Source organism: Flavobacterium hauense (assembly GCF_054457175.1).
In genome coordinates this window covers 110904-129058 of record NZ_JBTKVX010000008.1, presented here as the reverse complement: position 1 = coordinate 129058, position 18155 = coordinate 110904, and the positions used below count along the sequence as shown (strand labels likewise).

Below are 18155 nucleotides of genomic sequence, written 5' to 3'. Positions count from 1 at the left end.
AATAAGGGTGGGTTTTTTTATTTAGGCAGGTAGAACAACCTTAATTATCGCCATTATTCTTTACTTTTACATTCTCAATCAAATTTGAATGGAACCAATTCTTGAAGTAAAGAATGTTGTTAAGCAATATGGCGACTATACTGCCCTTAACAGCGTTTCACTACAGGTGCCGAGAGGCAGCATATATGGCCTTTTAGGCCCTAACGGAGCGGGAAAGACTTCCCTGATCCGAATCATTAACCAGATAACAATGCCCGACAGCGGTGAGGTTTTACTCGACGGAGAAAAGCTTAACCCATCACATATTGCCAATATTGGCTATATGCCAGAAGAAAGAGGGCTTTATAAATCTATGAAGGTAGGAGAGCAGGCCCTGTACCTGGCACAGCTTAAAGGGCTTTCTAAGAAGGAAGCCAAAGAGCAGCTGGAGTACTGGTTTGACAGGCTGGAAATAAAAGGATGGTGGAATAAAAAGATACAGGAACTGTCTAAAGGTATGGCGCAGAAAATCCAGTTTGTGGTAACGGTATTGCACCAGCCAAAGCTGCTTATATTTGACGAGCCTTTCAGCGGATTTGATCCTGTAAATGCCAATCTTATCAAAGATGAGATACTGGCGCTTCGCGATAAAGGAACCACAATTATTTTCTCTACCCACAGGATGGAAAGTGTAGAAGAAATGTGCGACCATATTGCACTTATTCATCAATCAAACAAGCTTATTGAGGGCGAGCTTAACGAAGTGAAGAAGCAATATCGTACCAATACATTTGAAGTGGGTATCGTTTCGGGAAACAACCATCAGATAACGGGTGAGCTTGGACAGAAATACCAGGTTGCACCGGCAAGCTTCAAAACGCTTGACGATGAACTAAAACTTCAGATAACGCTTCCGGAAGGTGTTTCTTCGCGCCAGCTGCTGAGCGATCTTGTGCAAAAAGGTGATGTCACTTATTTTGTAGAAAAAATACCAAGTGTGAACGATATATTTATTCAAACCGTAAGCAAACGATAATGAGCCTATCCTTAATTATAAAAAGAGAATTTACTGCCAAGGTGCGCAATAAATCTTTCATCGTGATGACTTTTTTAAGTCCGTTATTGTTTACAGCTATGGCCATGCTTGTAGGTTATCTTGCCAGTGTAAATGATGAAGAGGTAATGAAGGTTGCCATTCACGATGAGTCGGGAATGCTTGAGCCCGATTTTAAAGATACAAAGAAAATTGAATATGTAAACCTGTCACAGATGCCTTTGGAGGTTGCCAAAGAAAAAGCTGCGGCAAGCTACGAGGGATTGATTTATGTGCCTAAGGTTGCTAATCCTACTGATCTGGTAAAGAAGGTAGAATATATATCTGACGAAAGTCCATCAATGGATTTTGTAGAGAACATTGAAGATGTTGTTAACGACAAACTGTTTAGGTACAATCTTGAACAGAAGGCTATAGATTATAAGGAAATTGATAAAGCAAAAACAGCGTCTGAAATTCACCTGAGCAAATTTTCAGGGGAAGAAAGCCTGAAATGGCTAAATGAGATCAAAATAGGTATTGGTTTTGCTTTTGGTTACCTGATCATGATGTTTATCATCATTTACGGGAACATGGTTATGCGAAGTGTTATCGAAGAAAAAACCAACCGTATCATTGAGATCATCATCTCTTCGGTTAAGCCTTTCAAACTAATGATGGGTAAAATTATCGGTACTTCTATGGCCGGTATCCTACAGTTCTTAATCTGGGCAATTTTGGGAACCATCCTGATGTTTGTGGTAGCGGGAGTGTTCAATATGAAAGTAGGCAGTGGTGCCGTAACTCCTGAAATGGTTGAAGCCGGTAAAAACTCTATGAGTGAGATGCAGGTATACCTTAATGAGATATGGAACCTGCCATTAGGAATGATGGCTACATGCTTCCTTGTTTATTTTATTGGTGGATTTTTCCTTTACAGCTCAATCTATGCATCCATTGGTGCTGCAGTAGATAGTGAAACCGATTCGCAACAATTCCTGTTGCCGATAATCCTTCCATTGATGCTTGGGGTATATGTAGGCTTCTTTACCGTTATTAATGACCCTCACGGTACGGTAGCAACCGTATTCTCTATGATACCGCTTACATCGCCAATTGTTATGATGATGCGTCTTCCTTTCGGAGTACCGGCATGGCAGATAGTGCTTTCAGTTGCGATACTGTTTGTAACATTCTTTCTTGTAGTATGGTTTGCAGCTAAGATTTATCGCATTGGTATTCTTATGTATGGCAAGAAACCAACATACAAGGAGATATTCAAGTGGCTTAAATATTAGTTTACAGTCATCAGTTCGCAGTTTACAGTTAGTTATTTGTTAATCAGTTGGCAGTTTATCTATAATGGAATATATTTATAGGTACTGCCTGCAATAGCAGGTAATCAATAAAAAATAATCAATCAAAAGATGTCCAAAATATTAATAATAGAAGACGAAGCTGCTATCCGCAGGGTATTGGGAAAGATACTTTCTGAAGAAAGCGATACTTATAAAGTGGAAGAGGCCGAAGATGGCGCAAGCGGCCTTGAAAAAATCAAGAACGACGATTACGATCTCGTGCTTTGTGATATCAAGATGCCTAAAATGGATGGAGTTGAGGTGTTGGAAGCTGTAAAGAAAATCAAACCGGAGATTCCGTTTGTAATGATATCGGGACACGGCGATATTGAAACTGCTATTAATACGATGCGTCTTGGTGCGTTCGATTATATATCAAAACCGCCGGATCTTAACCGTTTATTGAATACTGTTCGTAATGCGCTTGATCGAAAAGTACTTGTTGTAGAAAACAAGATGCTGAAAAAGAAAGTGAGTAAAAATTATGAGATGGTAGGTGATAGTGAAGCTATAAACCACATAAAAGAGATAATAGAAAAGGTAGCACCTACTGATGCGCGTGTTCTTATCACCGGACCAAACGGTACAGGTAAAGAGCTTGTAGCACACTGGCTTCATGAAAAAAGCGAACGTGCCGCAGCGCCTTTTATCGAAGTGAACTGTGCTGCTATCCCATCGGAACTGATAGAAAGTGAGTTGTTTGGCCACGTAAAAGGAGCATTTACAAGTGCGGTAAAAGACCGCGCGGGTAAATTTGAAGCTGCTGATAAGGGAACTATCTTCCTGGATGAGATAGGTGACATGAGCCTTCCTGCACAGGCGAAGGTGCTTCGTGCATTACAGGAAAACATGATACAAAGGGTAGGGGCCGAAAAGGACATCAGAGTTGATGTCCGTGTTATTGCCGCTACTAACAAAGACCTTAAGAAAGAAATTGCTGAGGGGCATTTCCGAGAGGATCTATACCACCGCCTTGCCGTTATACTGGTTAAAGTACCATCATTGAATGACAGAAGGGATGATATACCAACACTTATAAACCATTTTGCTGATAAGATCGCTTCAGAGCAGGGGTCGGCGACTAAAAAGTTTTCGGCGGATGCCATAAAGCTTTTGCAGGAGTATGACTGGACGGGTAACATCCGTGAGTTGCGCAATGTTGTGGAACGCCTTATCATATTAGGAGGAGCTGAAATAAGCGAGAGCGATGTAAGGCTTTTTGCCAGCAAGTAATAAAAGTTATACCACAGAGATACACGAAGAAACCTCAGAGATTCGCTGAGGTTTTTTCTTTTTCTTTTCGTTACTTTGTGGTCTCTTTCAATAATACAGAATTTAAGAGCGCACAAAAGATTAATTCTCTGTGAATCTTTGTGCTTCTCTGCGAATCTCTGTGTAATAGCAAAAAAAATGTTTTTAAAGAAAATAAACGAAAAGTTATCCCTTGCTCTTCAGGAAGCGGGATTAACGGAGCCAACTGAACTGCAAAAAGAAACCTGGGGAACCATTAAAAGTGGTGCCGACTGTGTGTTCTTAGCTGATTCAAGCCTTGGGAAAACAACAACTATAGTAATCAGTGTTATTCAGCGTCTTGAAAAAGAGTTTGAAGAATCGCCACGTGCATTGATCTTTGTAAAAGATAAAGCTAAAGTCCTTGAAATGATGGAGCTTTTTAAAAAGTATGGCAATTATACTGATCTTCGCGTATATGGTGTATATGACCAGGGAGATATCGACTACGACAAAAACCAGATATCGTTAGGTATTGATGTGCTTATAGGTACAACGACACGACTTAATGAAATGTTCTCGACAGCGGGATTTGATGTCAACCAGCTTAAGATGTTTATCGTAGACGATACCGAAGACCAGCTTAAGGTAAGGATGGATACAAAGATTACGCGAATCTCTAACAGTATCGCCAAAACGCAGCGTTTGTTCTTTACCGATGTGATTACCGACCGTGTTGAGATACTGGCCGACAAGATCATGGTCGAGCCGATGTTCTTTGAGTTTGACGAAGAAGAAATGGAAGAGGGTGATGAAGGCGAAATAGATGAAGTTGAAGAAAACGATAACAATTAAGACAGTATGGCATTAGTAAAAGTATTTTCGGGAAGTGAGATTTTGGCTCAGGCATTGCAGACAAGAATTGAAGCAGCAGGTGTAGCTGTTATCGTTAAGAATAATATACAATCGTCTACTATGGCGGGTGTTGGTGCCTTAGGCCAGGCCGTAGAAGTTTTTATTGACGACAGGGATAAAGAGAAAGCCGCTCAGGCTATCGAAGATTTTAAGATGGGTAATTAAATTGGCGGGATGAACTCGTTTAAGATTTATATACCTGTTAAAAAGTTTTACTTTACTCCTGATAGAATTATATACTCACTTGCCGGATTGGGGTCTCTTCCTATGGCATTTGAATTGTTTATTCTTAAACATGAGAGTAGTGAGGTTTCAAAATTTAGTATAGGATGTTTCTGGATTTGTGGTCTTGCTGTATTTGGAGGTGTGATTGTGAGAGCAATATATGCATCAAAACTAAAACCTTTGCAAGGGAAGATTGAAGGGAGTGTTGTTTTTAATAATGACAGCATCACAATTAATACTGATGAATATTCGCTGGAGAATCTTGAAAAGATAAGTTTTACCCATTTTAATGACTACTTAGGTAAAAAACAAAGCGATAAAAGTTACTATAATGATGGCGTGTCAAATGGTGTTGAGAACACCGTAATACTTACACTAAAAAGCGGAAGAACTATAACCTGTCATTTTCAACAGCAATATAGATATCAGTTACGGGAACTTCGTCCGCAGCTCGTCTATTACCATAACGAAGGAAAACTTCATTTTCTTAACCTGATAGATATTCTCGGTATAGAAGATTACAATGCCATCCAGATATTTAAAAAATCATTGCCCGAAGGGGGAGAAGTTAAAAGCTATTGAGAGATCAGTAGCTTTTTTCTTTATATTCGTGTTGCACAAAATATCAATCTATGCAAACTATATTAGAAACAGAACGTTTACTTTTTCGCCAAATCCAGCCTTCAGATGCTGAAGCCATGTTTGAAATGGACTCTGATCCTGCTGTGCATTTATATTTAGGTAATAATCCTCTAAAGCAGATTGATGAAGTTTATCCCTTAATTGAAAATCTGCAATGGCAATATAAGGAATTTGGAATGGCAAGGATGGCTGTTATTCTTAAAGAAACGAATGAATTTCTTGGGTGGGCAGGACTGAAAAGAGAACGCAATTTACCGGATCGCGGAATATTTATTGATTTGGGATATCGCTTTCTTAAAAAGCACTGGGGTAAAGGTTATGCTACTGAAGTTGCGCATGCATGGGTTGAGTATGGCTTTAACGTAATGAAGCTTGAAAAGATCAATGCGTATATTGATGTTGATAATATTGCGTCACGCAAGGCTATCGAGAAAGCTGGCCTGAAGTTTATTGAAACTTTTATCGAAGAAGGAGTAGAAGAAGCCTGGTATGAAATGAAGAATCCTAATTTATGATTTACCTGTTTTTCTCCCTTTTAAAAGATAGCCAATAATCAGTCCCACAACAATCCATAACGGAATGCCGAGCAGTATTTTTGAGAGTGTAAAGCGTTCATGGTCAAAAAGCGGAAATATAACCATGGTTAAAATGTATAGCACGCCTCCCCAAACCAATCCTGATCTTACCCATTTTTTCATTGCTTGATGATTTTATCAGTTCGTTTCCTTCGAAAGAAATAGCCGGTTCCTAAACCAACAGTAAGAAACACAGGGATGCTTATTAGTATTCTCATTGGCTGGATATCTTCGCCGCTGAAGAACGGGAAGATAAAACCCATAAATATTACCATCCAAGCTGTCCAGATCAGACTTTCTTTAACCCATTTTTTCATTGTTTCTTATTTAGTTTATTACGTCTTCTTTTCTCAATGTAAATTACGAAAAAACAAAGAATTCCCCAAAGAAAAAAGTTTACGATTATCTGCGACAGGTCAATGTTGTTTTTGCTCCAGCCGAGTAATGGCAATATGAACGTGGTAAGCACAAAGCAGAAAAAGAACCACCCTATCATTATGCGCATATACCGTGTCATAGATTTATTGATTAGGTTTTTTAGATTCCTTTTTTCGTGATACATAACCAAATATCAGTCCGAATATCAGCCATACCGGTACACTCACAAGCAATTTCATAGGTACGATAGCGGTACCGTCAAAAAGAGGGAATATGACATTAATGAATAGTGCCATAAGCAATCCCCAAAACAGTCCGAATCTTATCCAAGGCTTTATATTATTCATCGATTTGTTTTTTTGATCGTTTTTTTCTTTCAAAGGTCCAGTATCCAAAAATAAACCCACCAATGGTGAAGATAATGGCATTAATAATAATTTTTGCTATAGGAAATTTAGGTTCAGATTCATCCTGCAGCCCTATCCAGACCATTACATAGGGGGCAGCAAATGTCATTATTATAAACATCCATAGTGCCCAGAACAATCCTGCTTTAATCCATAATTTCATAGAAAAACAATTAAAAATTACAGTACCAAAGGTAGCCAATCTTTTTACGCGAAGCAAACGAACCATCTTTGTGAAATCGCCTGATTATCCTATCTTTGCAGCTTCAAAAAAATAATCATGATCACAGTAGATGCGCTTTCGGTACAGTTTGGCGGTACCACGCTTTTCAGCGATGTTTCTTTTTCTATTAATGAAACCGACAAAATTGCCCTTATGGGTAAAAACGGTGCAGGAAAATCGACACTGCTAAAAATTATTGCAGGAGCTAACAAACCTTCTTCAGGAAATATTTCGGCACCTAAAGGTACCGTTATTGCTTACCTTCCGCAACATCTGCTTACCGAAGATAATGCTACTGTATTTGAAGAAACATCTAAAGCCTTTGAAACCATCTTTAAGATGAAGGCTGAGATAGACGATCTTAACGAGCAGCTTACTGTGCGTACGGATTATGAATCGGACGAATATTATAAGATCATCGAAAGGGTATCTGAGCTTAGTGAAAAGTTCTATTCTATAGAAGAGGTGAATTATGAAGCTGAGGTAGAAAAAGTGCTTGTAGGTATGGGCTTTAGCCGTGAAGATTTCACAAGGCCAACATCTGAATTCAGCGGAGGATGGAGGATGCGTATCGAGCTTGCTAAAATACTATTGCAGAAACCGGATCTTATCCTTCTGGATGAGCCTACCAACCACATGGATATTGAGAGTATCCAGTGGCTTGAGGATTTCCTTGTAAACAGTGCCAAAGCTGTTATGGTAATATCCCACGACAGGGCGTTTGTAGACAACATTACTACACGTACTATCGAGGTTACCATGGGTAGGATATACGATTATAAAGCGAAATACTCGCATTATCTTGAACTGCGTAAAGACCGCCGTGCCCACCAGCAGAAAGCGTATGATGAGCAGCAGAAGATGATCGCTGAGAATACCGAATTCATCGAGCGTTTTAAAGGAACATATTCTAAAACGCTGCAGGTGCAATCACGTGTAAAAATGCTCGAAAAACTGGAACTTGTAGAAGTTGATGAGGTAGATACATCGGCACTGCGCCTTAAGTTTCCACCGGCGCCACGTTCGGGGCAATATCCTGTGGTGGTTAACGAACTTTCTAAAGCCTATGGTGACCACGTAGTGTTTAAAGATGCTTCTATGGTTATTGAGCGCGGCCAGAAACTGGCTTTCGTAGGAAAGAACGGAGAAGGTAAGTCGACCATGATCAAAGCCATCATGGGAGAGATTGACTTCGAAGGAAAAATGGAACTGGGCCATAACATACAGGTTGGTTACTTTGCACAGAACCAGGCAGCAATGCTGGACGAGAATATGACTGTTTTTGAAACCATCGACCAGATTGCTGTTGGCGATATCCGTACCCAAATAAAGAACTTATTGGGAGCATTCATGTTCAGCGGCGATGATACGACTAAAAAGGTTAAAGTACTTTCGGGAGGTGAAAAGACACGTCTGGCGATGATAAAGCTATTGCTGGAGCCTTATAACGTACTTATTCTCGATGAGCCTACAAACCACCTTGACATGAAGACCAAAGATATCATTAAAGATGCACTTAAGGCATTTGATGGTACACTTATACTGGTATCGCACGACAGGGATTTCCTTGACGGACTTGTAACCAAAGTGTTTGAATTTGGAAATAAACGTGTGAAGGAACATTTTGAAGATATAAAAGGTTTCCTTGAACTTAAGAAAATGGAAAATCTTAGGGAGATAGAGAAGAAATAACATTCAATAAATAGAAAAGCAGGAATTTAAATCTCCTGCTTTTTTTTTATGACCTGAACTTGTCAGGGGTAATCCCAAATTCTTTTTTAAAGGCGTTGGTAAAATTCTGAACGAATTTATATCCGCACAGCATGGCTATATCGGCAATTGGAATGTCGTTTTTTAGCAGCATTTTTTTTGCTTCAATCATTCGTATGTCTTTCAGGTAACCAAATACCGTGGTGCCATATACCTCTTTAAAGCCCTTCTTAAGCTTAAAGTCATTTATTCCTGCTTCCCTTGCCAACTCCATCAGGCTGTGTGACTTTGAAATGTTATTATCGATAATTGCTTTTACAGAATGTATCTTTTCTATGTCATGACTTTTGAGCCAGCTGCTGTTCTGAATTTGAAGCTGTTCATACTGCTCTATCTGAAGCATCAGTAATTTTATGACCTTGGCTTCCATAAAGAGGCATTTTAGCATGCCGCTCCTGGAGCAGTTCATCATTTCCTGAAGTATACTGTTCATCTCCGGCGTTATAAGCATATTGCTTTTTGCCAACATGACAAATTTTCGGCGGAGCATTTCAGAACTGAAACTATCCAGCACAGGATATGCCCTGTGAACCAGGCTAAGGAAGTAGTGTTCGGTAAAAACAATATGAAAGGTATAAGATAACTTTTTACTGTCCGGAGAACCTACAAGGTATTGCTTATCCGGACAAAAAATGAGATTATGCTCATTACCCTGAAAAGTATATTGTGTACCGCTTTCAATACTAACCGACGAATTTCCTAATATCGAAAAATACATTTCCACCACAGGAACAGGAAAAGTTATGGCTACATAACTGTGTTCATTCAGGCGTATGTCTCCATAGCATACATGAATGTTTTTAAACATGAATTTTTTAAACGAACCTTCTCCTTCGGCAGTTTTAAATTGTTTGTTCTGCTCTTTGATATGGTTCCCTTCCTGGTTAAAAAGGTCTATGTCAAAATGTTCCGGAGTGTTGAAGCCTTCCATTGTGTTGGTTTAAATAATCCCTTATTCATAATTTATAATCCCTGACGAATAATTGCAGAGCCTTACTAATAGAGATATTTGCACGCAAAATTAAATCTATTTAGACTAAATACAAATAATAATTCCAATAAATCAAATTTTAATGAACACTTCTTACAAACAGCAAAGCTGTAAAAAAGGCTTACTGAGGAAAAGCCTCATGGTGTTGGCAATGATTTTTGCTAACTCTTCCATGTTGCTTCATGCTCAGACCTATTGCCAGCCCACGCCCACGCAGGTTGGGGCAAATCAGCCTACAGAGCCAATATCATTGGTACAGTTTGGTACAGGACCTAATGCTATTAACAACCCATCATCTGCCGAGGTATCTTTAAATGTGCCAAAATATGAGGATTTTAGCACTATTTCAATGAATGTTGAAAAAGGCAGCACTTACACTTTGGTTGTGAAAGGTAACACTGATGGTGATAGTACTAATTATATAACTATATATATTGACTGGAACCAGGATGGTGTTTTTTCTAACTCACTATCTAATAATGAAAAATACCAGTACACTACAGCCCTTGTGAATAGTACCGGATTAGACGAAAAATCGATGATATATGATATAACTATTCCGCAGGAAGCATTAACAGGGCAAACAAGGATGAGAATAGTTAAAAATTATCAGGCTCCATCCCCCAGTCCTTGTACCTCAGCCTTTACTTTTGGGCAGGTAGAAGATTATACGCTTAATGTTACAGGCGCAGTTACTGTATCAGGACTTACTGTGGCTACACAAAATAACGTACCGGCAACTATTACAGCTGCAAATGGTACACTACAGCTTACGGCTGCCGTAACACCGGCAAATGCTAATCAGGGTGTAACATGGAGTATTACTCAGGGCAGCGCATTTGCAACAGTAAGTGCTAACGGGCTTGTTACTGCTACCGGAAATGGTACAGTAACTGTTACTGCAACGTCTGCTTCCAATAGCGCAATATCAAACACGATCCAGATCACGGTTTCAAACCAGACTACTCCTGCGGCATGCTCGTTTTCGACAGTGGCACTAACCGGATTTAATGCCGATATTATTGCGGAAGGCACAGGCGGTAATGCTAATGCAAAAGCAACTCAGCCTATAGATGGGGCAAATGCATACTATGCTAAGGATTTTGTACCTGCAAATCCACATTCGTCAGGAGCAAGTGCAGCAGCCTATGGGGCAGGTTTGCCTAACAATGGTACCATTAATAGTACTGCTACTTCAGGATTAATCTTCCAGTTGGCAGGCTATACTGGCAACAATGCACTTGTATTGAGAAATAGCTTAACCAATACAGGTACACTTACGTTTAGCCAACAGAAAAAAGCTCAAAAAGTGTATGTAGCATGGGTAAGTGCAGAAGGAGCAAACAATGTAGATGTTACAGTTAATTTTGCAGATGGTTCATCGCAGGTATTTGCTGCTCAGCAGGCGGCCGACTGGTGGTCGGATGCTGCACCATCTTCTACAATTAAAGCTGCCGGTCCACTGGGCAGGGTTTCTGTAATAACTACAGCTGGCTGGGCTCCGGTAAACAGCTTTAGCGGACTTACTCAGACATATTTATTCCAAAAAGAATTTGAACTTAACAGTGCTAACTTTAATAAAGGGATTGTATCTGTTGCTTTTACTAAAGTAACTTCGTCAAATGCTGCAACTACAACAGCGATTTTAGGTATCAGTATATGCGAAACTCCGGTAGCTCCGGTTACTTACGGGCCGGTAACTATCAGCAATGGCTTTAACCGTGATATTATTGCCAATGGTATAGGTAATGCATCATCATCATCAGATATTGGTCTAGATGAGGTAAACTCAAGAGCATTAGTATCTTTAGATTTCAAAGCTGTAGTAGGCAACAATGCTCCAACACGAGGACTTCCTGCTGATGGTATTATCAACAGCGCAAATACAGCGGGTGTAACATATAAACTGGCCAACTATACAGGTGCTAATGCTCTGTATCTTACTCCATCTTATGTAACAGGCTCAATCAATACAGTAAATTCCGGAACATTATCTTTCCAAGCTCAAAATGTAGGTAAGATATATGTGTTATCTTCAGCTGCGGGCGGAGGATCTACAAACCTGCCATTTACAGCAACGGTAAACTTTAGTGATGCAACTACACAGGTTGTTACTTTACAGGCAAAAGACTGGTATAGTGGAGCTGGTTATGTAGCTAAAGGGATAGGACGTGTAAACAGGACTAATAATAATCTTGAAGGTGACGCTGAAAATCCAAGATTATATGAAAATGTTATTAATTTGAATACAGCTAATCAGTCTAAGACTATTACTGGTATAAGCTTCTCATTCAGCGGAGATCAGTCTGCCGAATATGGTAATGAAATACGACTTGCTATCTTGTCGGTAACGACGGCAGCGCCTTCAGTGGCTGTACAGGGATTGGTAGTAAAAACTACCGGTGGTGATGCATCGGCAACAATCAATACTAATTCAGGTACATTAGATCTGAATGCATATCAAAACGACCTGTATGTTGCTGACAACGATATTACATGGTCTATTGTACCGGGTGGTACAGGTTATGCAAACGTTGGCATGTATGGCGTGGTAACAGCGGTAGCTAACGGTACGGTAACTGTAAGGGCAACCTTAATTTCTGATTCATCAGTTTTTGGCGATTTCCAGCTTACAATCAGCGGGCAGGTGTCTGGTTACTGCGAAGTTTATTTTATAAACGGATGCCAGCCTGCATCGATAAGTAATTTCTATACAACAGGAGGTTCTCCTAATATCAACAATGCAAGTTCAGGCTGCTTAGGTAGCAATGGGCTTAACGGATACAGTGATTATTCATCTACTATTTTAGGGGCTGCAAGAAACACTACGGTTACGTTTAACTTTGTATTCACCTCTGAAGCGGCCTATGCACCCTATCTTTCTGCATGGATAGACTGGAATCATGATTTTATATTCCAGGATAGCGAAAGGGTATTTCTTTCACAAGGGCAGGAATCAGATAACTTCGTACAGTTTACAGCTACAGTACCTGCAAATGCAGTATTAGGGCAAACAAAAATGCGCTTTAAAGCTGTTGGTGGCTGGGAAGGTTCAGGAGCATGTGGTTATAATTCGTTCGGAGAAATAGAAGATTATACCATTACTATTACTGAGCAGACTGTGGCGCCAACGGTAACTGCAACGACACAAAATAATGTTCCGGCAGAAATTACTGTAAACGATGGTACGCTTCAGCTGGTAGCAAATGTTACCCCTGTACAGGCACCAGTTATATGGACTGTTGCATCAGGAAGTATATACGGAACAATAGATGCTAACGGACTTTTATCTGCTAATGGTAATGGTACAATTACAGTAAAGGCAACATTGGCATCTAACCCTTCAATTTATGGTTTTATTACTATTACCATAACTAACCAGATCGCTCCGGTAGAAAGCCTTGATGTTACAGTTCAGGATAATGCTCCGGCTGAAATAATAACAAGCGGAGGTGAGCTTCAGTTGATAGCTACTATAACTCCGGTATATGCCAATAATACTAATGTTACATGGAGCATAACAGAAGGCAGCCAGCTTGCAACTGTTTCTGCAACAGGACTTGTGACAGCTTCGGCAAATGGAACAATAACCGTAAGGGCGACATCTGAAGAAGATGTGACCCTGTTTGACGAAATAGAAATAACAATCTCTAACCAGTATGTGGCTGTAACAGGTCTGGCAATTTCAGTAGCTGAAGGTGCAGATGCTGTTATTTCAACTAATGAAGGTACACTTCAGCTTGTAGCTGAAATTTCACCTGTAGATGCTACAAATGCAGATGTAGTATGGAGTATAGTAAACGGAAGTGAATTGGCAGGTATTAACGCTAATGGACTTGTAACCGCTCTTGCAAATGGTACAGTGACAGTTAGAGCAACAGCTGTAGATGATACAACGCTTTATGATGAAATAGAAGTTATCATTTCTAATCAGTATGTAGCTGTAACAGCATTAACTGTATCAGTAGCTGAAGGTGCAGATGCTATTATCTCAACTAACGAAGGGACACTTCAGCTAATCGCTGAAATTACCCCTGCAGATGTGACCAATGGTAATGTGACCTGGACAATTGTAAACGGAAACGAATTGGCAACAGTTGACCAAAACGGAGTTGTAACTGCTATTGCTAACGGTACTGTTGTAGTAAGGGCCACTTCAGAAGATAACGATACGATTTTTGACGAGATACAAATAACGATCTCTAGCCAATATGTTGCTGCAACGGCTTTAGCTGTTTCAGTGGCAGATAATGCCGAGGCTGTTATCACAACAGTACAGGGAACGCTTCAGCTTGTAGCTGAAATTTCACCTGAGGATGTTACAAATGCAGATGTTATATGGACTATTGTTAGCGGAAGTGAATTTGCAACAGTTGATGAAAACGGACTTGTTACTGCTATTGCTAACGGTACTGTTGTAATAAGAGCAACGTCTGATGATAATGAAACTCTTTATGACGAAATTGAAGTGGTGATTAATGTACAGACAGCCGGTCTTAATAACCCTGCTGTTGCACAATTTGTATTGTATCCAAATCCGTCTGCTGCTATAGTGACAATACAGGCTTCACAGGAAATACAAAAGGTTATTGTCTTTACTATCACAGGGCAAAAAGTGTTTGAGAGTGCTGAGGCAATTATTGATATCTCTGCGCAGCAGCAAGGTGTTTACATTGTACAGGTAACTCTTGAGAATGGTTCGATAGCGACACAAAAGCTAAGTAAGATATAACCCCAAATCCATCCAAACCTAAATCTAAAGGCAGAAGCGTGAGCTTCTGCCTTTTTTATTATTTCTTACTCCATTTATCAAATCCTAATATATCTTTCCGGACATCTTTTATAGTATCCCTGCCAAATTTTTCCGTTAGGTAATTTAATGCAATAAGATTGTAATCTTCATAAAAGCTGATATTAACAGGAGCAAGGCAGCCAAAATCGTAGTACCTAATCTTGTATTTTAACTGAAAATCCAAATCGATTTGAGTCTTTGCTTTTGGGGCGAATCCGCCAAGCTGGTATAGCGTAACGATGTTTTTTTTAAGGTCGTTGTCAAATTTTTCCTGAGGTGTTTTTTCCTGAGCCGAAACACTAAATGAACTTGTCAGAAAAAAGAGTATTGTAATGAACTGTTTCATGGTTTTTAGTTTATTTTCTTCTTTTCCTGATTTTTTGCTTCTCTCCTCAGTTTGCGTTTCTCTTTTTTCGTGAGGCCATTTTTTGTTTTGACAATGATAACACCATCCATTCCTCTATTACCATAAATTGATGTCGCTCCCGAATCTTTAAGTACATTAATACTAATAATATCATCAGGATTTATTGCTTTGAAGTTATCAGCATTTAGGGGAAAACCATCAATAACATAGAGCGGCTGGGGAGATCCATTGATAGATCCATAACATCTTATAACTGTTCCTTCAGATTGCCCACCTATACATCCGTTTGTCACTGGTAGTGGTTTTTCCTTATACATTATAAATTTTTCACTAAGCTTTTTTTCTTCCCAAAATGCTGTGACACTTTTTACAGCATGTGTATCTGGGGCATGTATAGGTTTTGTAACAAGTGTTGCTTCTAAAAGTTTAAAATCAATAGTGGTTTGTTTACTAATAGCAATTGTTTCATTAGCCATTCCAATATGTGACGCAACTAATTTTTCGCCTTCTTTGGCCTCAATTGTATATATGCCATCAAAATCAGCCTGGACATTTTTGGATGTTCCCGATATGGTGATTGTTGCTCCGGGAATAGGCATACCTTCACTATCAGTAATTACTCCTGTTATTTTTTTACTTCCAATATTAGGTTTCTCTTGTGCCAAAACAATGAATGAATTCAGCAGTAAAAGAAGGATTGTAATTAATTGTTTCATGGTTTTTAGTTTGTCTTCTTCTTTTCCTGATTTTTTGCTTCTCTCCTCAGTTTGCGTTTCTCTTTTTTGGTCAGGCCATTTTTTGTTTTGACGATGATAACACCATTTTCGCCTCTTTTTCCATAAGCTGATATAGCCTCTGCATTTTTAATCACAAAAATATCTACAATATTCTCAGTTTTTATTTTTTTTAGAGAATTAGCATTTGAGGGTACACCATCAATAACATATAATGGCTCTACATGGACTTTAGAGCCAAGCCAAATAGTTTTCTTTGTTTTGGAAAGGCTGTCAGCTTTTACAATTGTTACATATTCTTGATTTTCGGGTAATTGTATTTTGCTTTCCTGCGCTGAACTATTCTGTGTCAATAAAAAAAGTAGAGATACGGTTATAAGTTTCTTCATTATGTAGTGTTTTTAAAAAAGCCAGGCGGATTATGTCAACTACCGGGCTTCGCTGAGTTAAGTAACTAAAAATTATTTTACCATATCCACCAGCCTTACAAATTCCGCCCTGTATCCATCGGGATCATTTTGCAGTCCTTGCTTGGCAAGCGCTTTTATATCGTCAGTTTTTTTGTTGGAAACAAGTTTTGAATCCCTCAGTTTCAGGCCAAACCACGCCACCGCAGCAGAGAATTTAAAATCGCCTGAAGTGTTTTGCATTGGGATTGGGTTGTTCGGTATTATCTTTACGATCTCGGTGCTTTTGTCTTCATTCGGTTTCTTTGACCTGAATTTTATGGTGGCTAATTCATCATTGTACTGATTAGTACTGCCTGTCGGCTGGCTGTATTTCAGTTCAGGAGCTGCGTTAAAGTACTCACTTTTTATACCGGTCGGTATAATTTCATAGAGTGCCGTTACTGTGTGGCCGCTGCCCAGCTCGCCGGCATCGATGGCATCGTTGGCAAAATCCTCATCGCGCAGCTTGCGGTTCTCATAACCTATTAGTCGGTACGATTGTACATGTTTAGGATTGAACTCGATCTGAATCTTAACGTCTTTGGCAATCGCATACATAGAACCTTTGAATTCCTTGTTCAGGTACCTGTCAGCTTCCTGCATATTGTCTATGTAGGCATAGTTACCATTGCCTTTATCGGCAAGGATTTCCATTTTAGAATCCTTGTAGTTGCCCATGCCGTAGCCAAGACAAGTCAGGAACACACCGCTTTTACGTTTCTCTTCAATCAACGTCTGCATATCGCTGTCTGATGATGCACCTACATTAAAGTCGCCATCAGTTGCCAGTATTACACGGTTATTGCCATTTTTTACGAAGTTCTCCTGAGCCGTTTTATAGGCTAGCTCGATGCCTTCGCCTCCTGCAGTGCTTCCGCCTGCATTAAGGTTATCAAGCGCGGCATATATTTTCTCTTTCTCATTGCCGTCGGTCGATGGCAGCACTAGTCCGGCAGCACCGGCATATACCACAATTGCGATCTTGTCTTTTTTGCGCATTTGTTCAACCAGCAGCTTCATGCTTTGCTTAAGTAATGGGAGTTTATTTTGGTTACCCATTGATCCTGATACATCGATAAGGAACACAAAGTTTGAAGCAGGCAGGTTATCATCAGGGATGATCTTACCCTGAAGGCCTATCCTTAGCAGTTTATGCTGCGGATTCCACGGTGCGTCGCTGTACTCGGTATTGATAGAGAACGGCTCATTGTTTATCGGTTGCGGATACTGGTACTTAAAGAAGTTGATCATCTCTTCAACTCTCACCGCATCTTTAGGAACGGTCTGCCCGTTGTTGAGGAAACGCCTGATGTTAGTGTACGAAGCGTTATCCACATCTATCGAAAAGGTTGACAATGGGGTAGTAACAGGGTTCTCAAACTGGTTCTCTTCAAACGATTCATACTCTTCATGATCAACTTCTATCAGAGCTCGTTTGGTAGTTTCCATAAACATGATAGTTTCAGGATGTTCCTTTTTCTGTTTTTCAAGTTTTTTATTGAGGCGCTCCAGTTTACGTTTTTCTTTTTCAGTCAGGGCATTTTTTGTCTTGACTATTACAACACCATTAGCACCCCTGTTTCCGTATATTGATGTGGCACCCGCATCTTTAAGCACAGATACCGACTCAATGTCTTTAGGGTCAATGCTTTTAAAGTTTTCAGCACTAAGCGGCACACCGTCTATTACATATAGTGGTTCGATAGTGCCATTTACAGAGCCATATCCTCTTAATACTACTGTGCTGTTTGCTCCATACTGCTCTGAACCTGTATTTATATAAACTCCCGGAACCTGTCCCTGTAATGTTTGCACAAAGTTGGCGTTAGGTTTGCCTTCAATGGTTTTTGAGGTAACAGTTGTGGCGGCTACTGCTTTATTAGTTAGTTTATCTCCATCCCTATAAGTTCTGGTTGAAGGTGTTGATGTCTCAAAATAACGTGGAGATGCCATAACAGGAGCTCCAATACCCATACTTACTGTTCCTGATTTTGCAGCTAATTCAGCTTCTTTTTTTGCTTTTTTTCTCTCAGCTCTCGTCGATTTCTCGACAACAGTTGTAATAGCTACATTGCTTTGAGCTCTTG

Annotated in this window: 17 protein-coding genes; 9 read left to right on the top strand and 8 right to left on the bottom strand. The window is 39.7% G+C overall.

What is annotated here, in order from left to right; translation table 11 throughout:
- Positions 1-88: 88 nt before the first annotated feature.
- From ACX0HA_RS07700 to ACX0HA_RS07670, 7 genes are all read left to right on the top strand, one after another.
- Complete coding sequence (locus ACX0HA_RS07700) at positions 89-1015, top strand: ABC transporter ATP-binding protein (RefSeq protein ID WP_458844683.1); 927 nt, start codon at positions 89-91, stop codon at positions 1013-1015.
- Complete coding sequence (locus ACX0HA_RS07695) at positions 1012-2310, top strand: ABC transporter permease (protein ID WP_458844738.1); 1299 nt, start codon at positions 1012-1014, stop codon at positions 2308-2310. The genes ACX0HA_RS07700 and ACX0HA_RS07695 overlap by 4 nt, the downstream gene beginning before the upstream one ends.
- A gap of 129 nt (positions 2311-2439) precedes the next feature.
- Entirely contained in the window at positions 2440-3603 is a 1164-nt protein-coding gene (locus ACX0HA_RS07690; protein ID WP_458844682.1) for a sigma-54-dependent transcriptional regulator, read from the top strand.
- A 177-nt stretch (positions 3604-3780) separates the two neighbouring features.
- Positions 3781-4455 carry a DEAD/DEAH box helicase gene (locus tag ACX0HA_RS07685; RefSeq protein WP_458844681.1) on the top strand — a complete coding sequence of 225 codons (675 nt, stop codon included), beginning with the start codon at positions 3781-3783 and terminating at the stop codon, positions 4453-4455.
- Positions 4456-4461: 6 nt separating this feature from the next.
- Positions 4462-4680 (top strand): putative signal transducing protein, encoded by a 219-nt coding sequence (locus ACX0HA_RS07680; RefSeq protein WP_458844680.1) that lies wholly within the window; start codon positions 4462-4464, stop codon positions 4678-4680.
- 9 nt (positions 4681-4689) lie between these two features.
- Complete coding sequence (locus tag ACX0HA_RS07675) at positions 4690-5322, top strand: hypothetical protein (protein ID WP_458844679.1); 633 nt, start codon at positions 4690-4692, stop codon at positions 5320-5322.
- A 50-nt stretch (positions 5323-5372) separates the two neighbouring features.
- Complete coding sequence (locus ACX0HA_RS07670; RefSeq protein ID WP_458844678.1) at positions 5373-5897, top strand: GNAT family N-acetyltransferase; 525 nt, start codon at positions 5373-5375, stop codon at positions 5895-5897.
- Here the strand turns inward: ACX0HA_RS07670 and ACX0HA_RS07665 are convergent.
- The 3 genes from ACX0HA_RS07665 to ACX0HA_RS07655 all read right to left on the bottom strand — a co-directional run bounded on the left by ACX0HA_RS07665 (position 5892) and on the right by ACX0HA_RS07655 (position 6905).
- Entirely contained in the window at positions 5892-6080 is a 189-nt protein-coding gene (locus ACX0HA_RS07665) for a hypothetical protein (protein WP_458844677.1), read from the bottom strand. The two genes, ACX0HA_RS07670 and ACX0HA_RS07665, sit on opposite strands and share 6 nt — an antisense overlap.
- Positions 6081-6478: 398 nt before the next feature.
- A complete protein-coding gene (locus ACX0HA_RS07660) occupies positions 6479-6682 on the bottom strand; it encodes a hypothetical protein (RefSeq protein ID WP_458844676.1) in 204 nt (67 codons plus the stop codon).
- Entirely contained in the window at positions 6675-6905 is a 231-nt protein-coding gene (locus ACX0HA_RS07655; protein ID WP_458844675.1) for a hypothetical protein, read from the bottom strand. Before ACX0HA_RS07655 ends, ACX0HA_RS07660 begins: the two co-directional genes overlap by 8 nt.
- A 117-nt stretch (positions 6906-7022) precedes the next feature.
- Between ACX0HA_RS07655 and ACX0HA_RS07650 the strand changes: the two genes are divergently transcribed.
- Positions 7023-8657, top strand: coding sequence for an ABC-F family ATP-binding cassette domain-containing protein (locus ACX0HA_RS07650; protein ID WP_458844674.1), 1635 nt, complete (start codon positions 7023-7025; stop codon positions 8655-8657).
- A 46-nt stretch (positions 8658-8703) separates the two neighbouring features.
- Here ACX0HA_RS07650 and ACX0HA_RS07645 read toward each other — a convergent pair whose 3' ends face one another.
- A complete protein-coding gene (locus tag ACX0HA_RS07645; protein ID WP_458844673.1) occupies positions 8704-9666 on the bottom strand; it encodes a helix-turn-helix transcriptional regulator in 963 nt (320 codons plus the stop codon).
- A gap of 142 nt (positions 9667-9808) precedes the next feature.
- Between ACX0HA_RS07645 and ACX0HA_RS07640 the strand changes: the two genes are divergently transcribed.
- A complete protein-coding gene (locus ACX0HA_RS07640; RefSeq protein WP_458844672.1) occupies positions 9809-14458 on the top strand; it encodes an Ig-like domain-containing protein in 4650 nt (1549 codons plus the stop codon).
- Between the two features lie 58 nt (positions 14459-14516).
- Here ACX0HA_RS07640 and ACX0HA_RS07635 read toward each other — a convergent pair whose 3' ends face one another.
- From ACX0HA_RS07635 to ACX0HA_RS07620, 4 genes are all read right to left on the bottom strand, one after another.
- Positions 14517-14864 (bottom strand): FEKKY domain-containing protein, encoded by a 348-nt coding sequence (locus tag ACX0HA_RS07635; protein WP_458844671.1) that lies wholly within the window; start codon positions 14862-14864, stop codon positions 14517-14519.
- A gap of 5 nt (positions 14865-14869) precedes the next feature.
- Positions 14870-15601 carry a carboxypeptidase-like regulatory domain-containing protein gene (locus ACX0HA_RS07630; RefSeq protein WP_458844670.1) on the bottom strand — a complete coding sequence of 244 codons (732 nt, stop codon included), beginning with the start codon at positions 15599-15601 and terminating at the stop codon, positions 14870-14872.
- A gap of 5 nt (positions 15602-15606) precedes the next feature.
- The gene (locus ACX0HA_RS07625; protein WP_458844669.1) at positions 15607-16008 is read right to left on the bottom strand and encodes a hypothetical protein; all 402 of its coding nucleotides are present in this window, start codon (positions 16006-16008) and stop codon (positions 15607-15609) included.
- A gap of 72 nt (positions 16009-16080) precedes the next feature.
- Positions 16081-18042: a vWA domain-containing protein gene (locus ACX0HA_RS07620; RefSeq protein ID WP_458844737.1), complete on the bottom strand. Its 1962-nt coding sequence runs from the start codon at positions 18040-18042 to the stop codon at positions 16081-16083.
- Positions 18043-18155 lie beyond the last annotated feature (113 nt).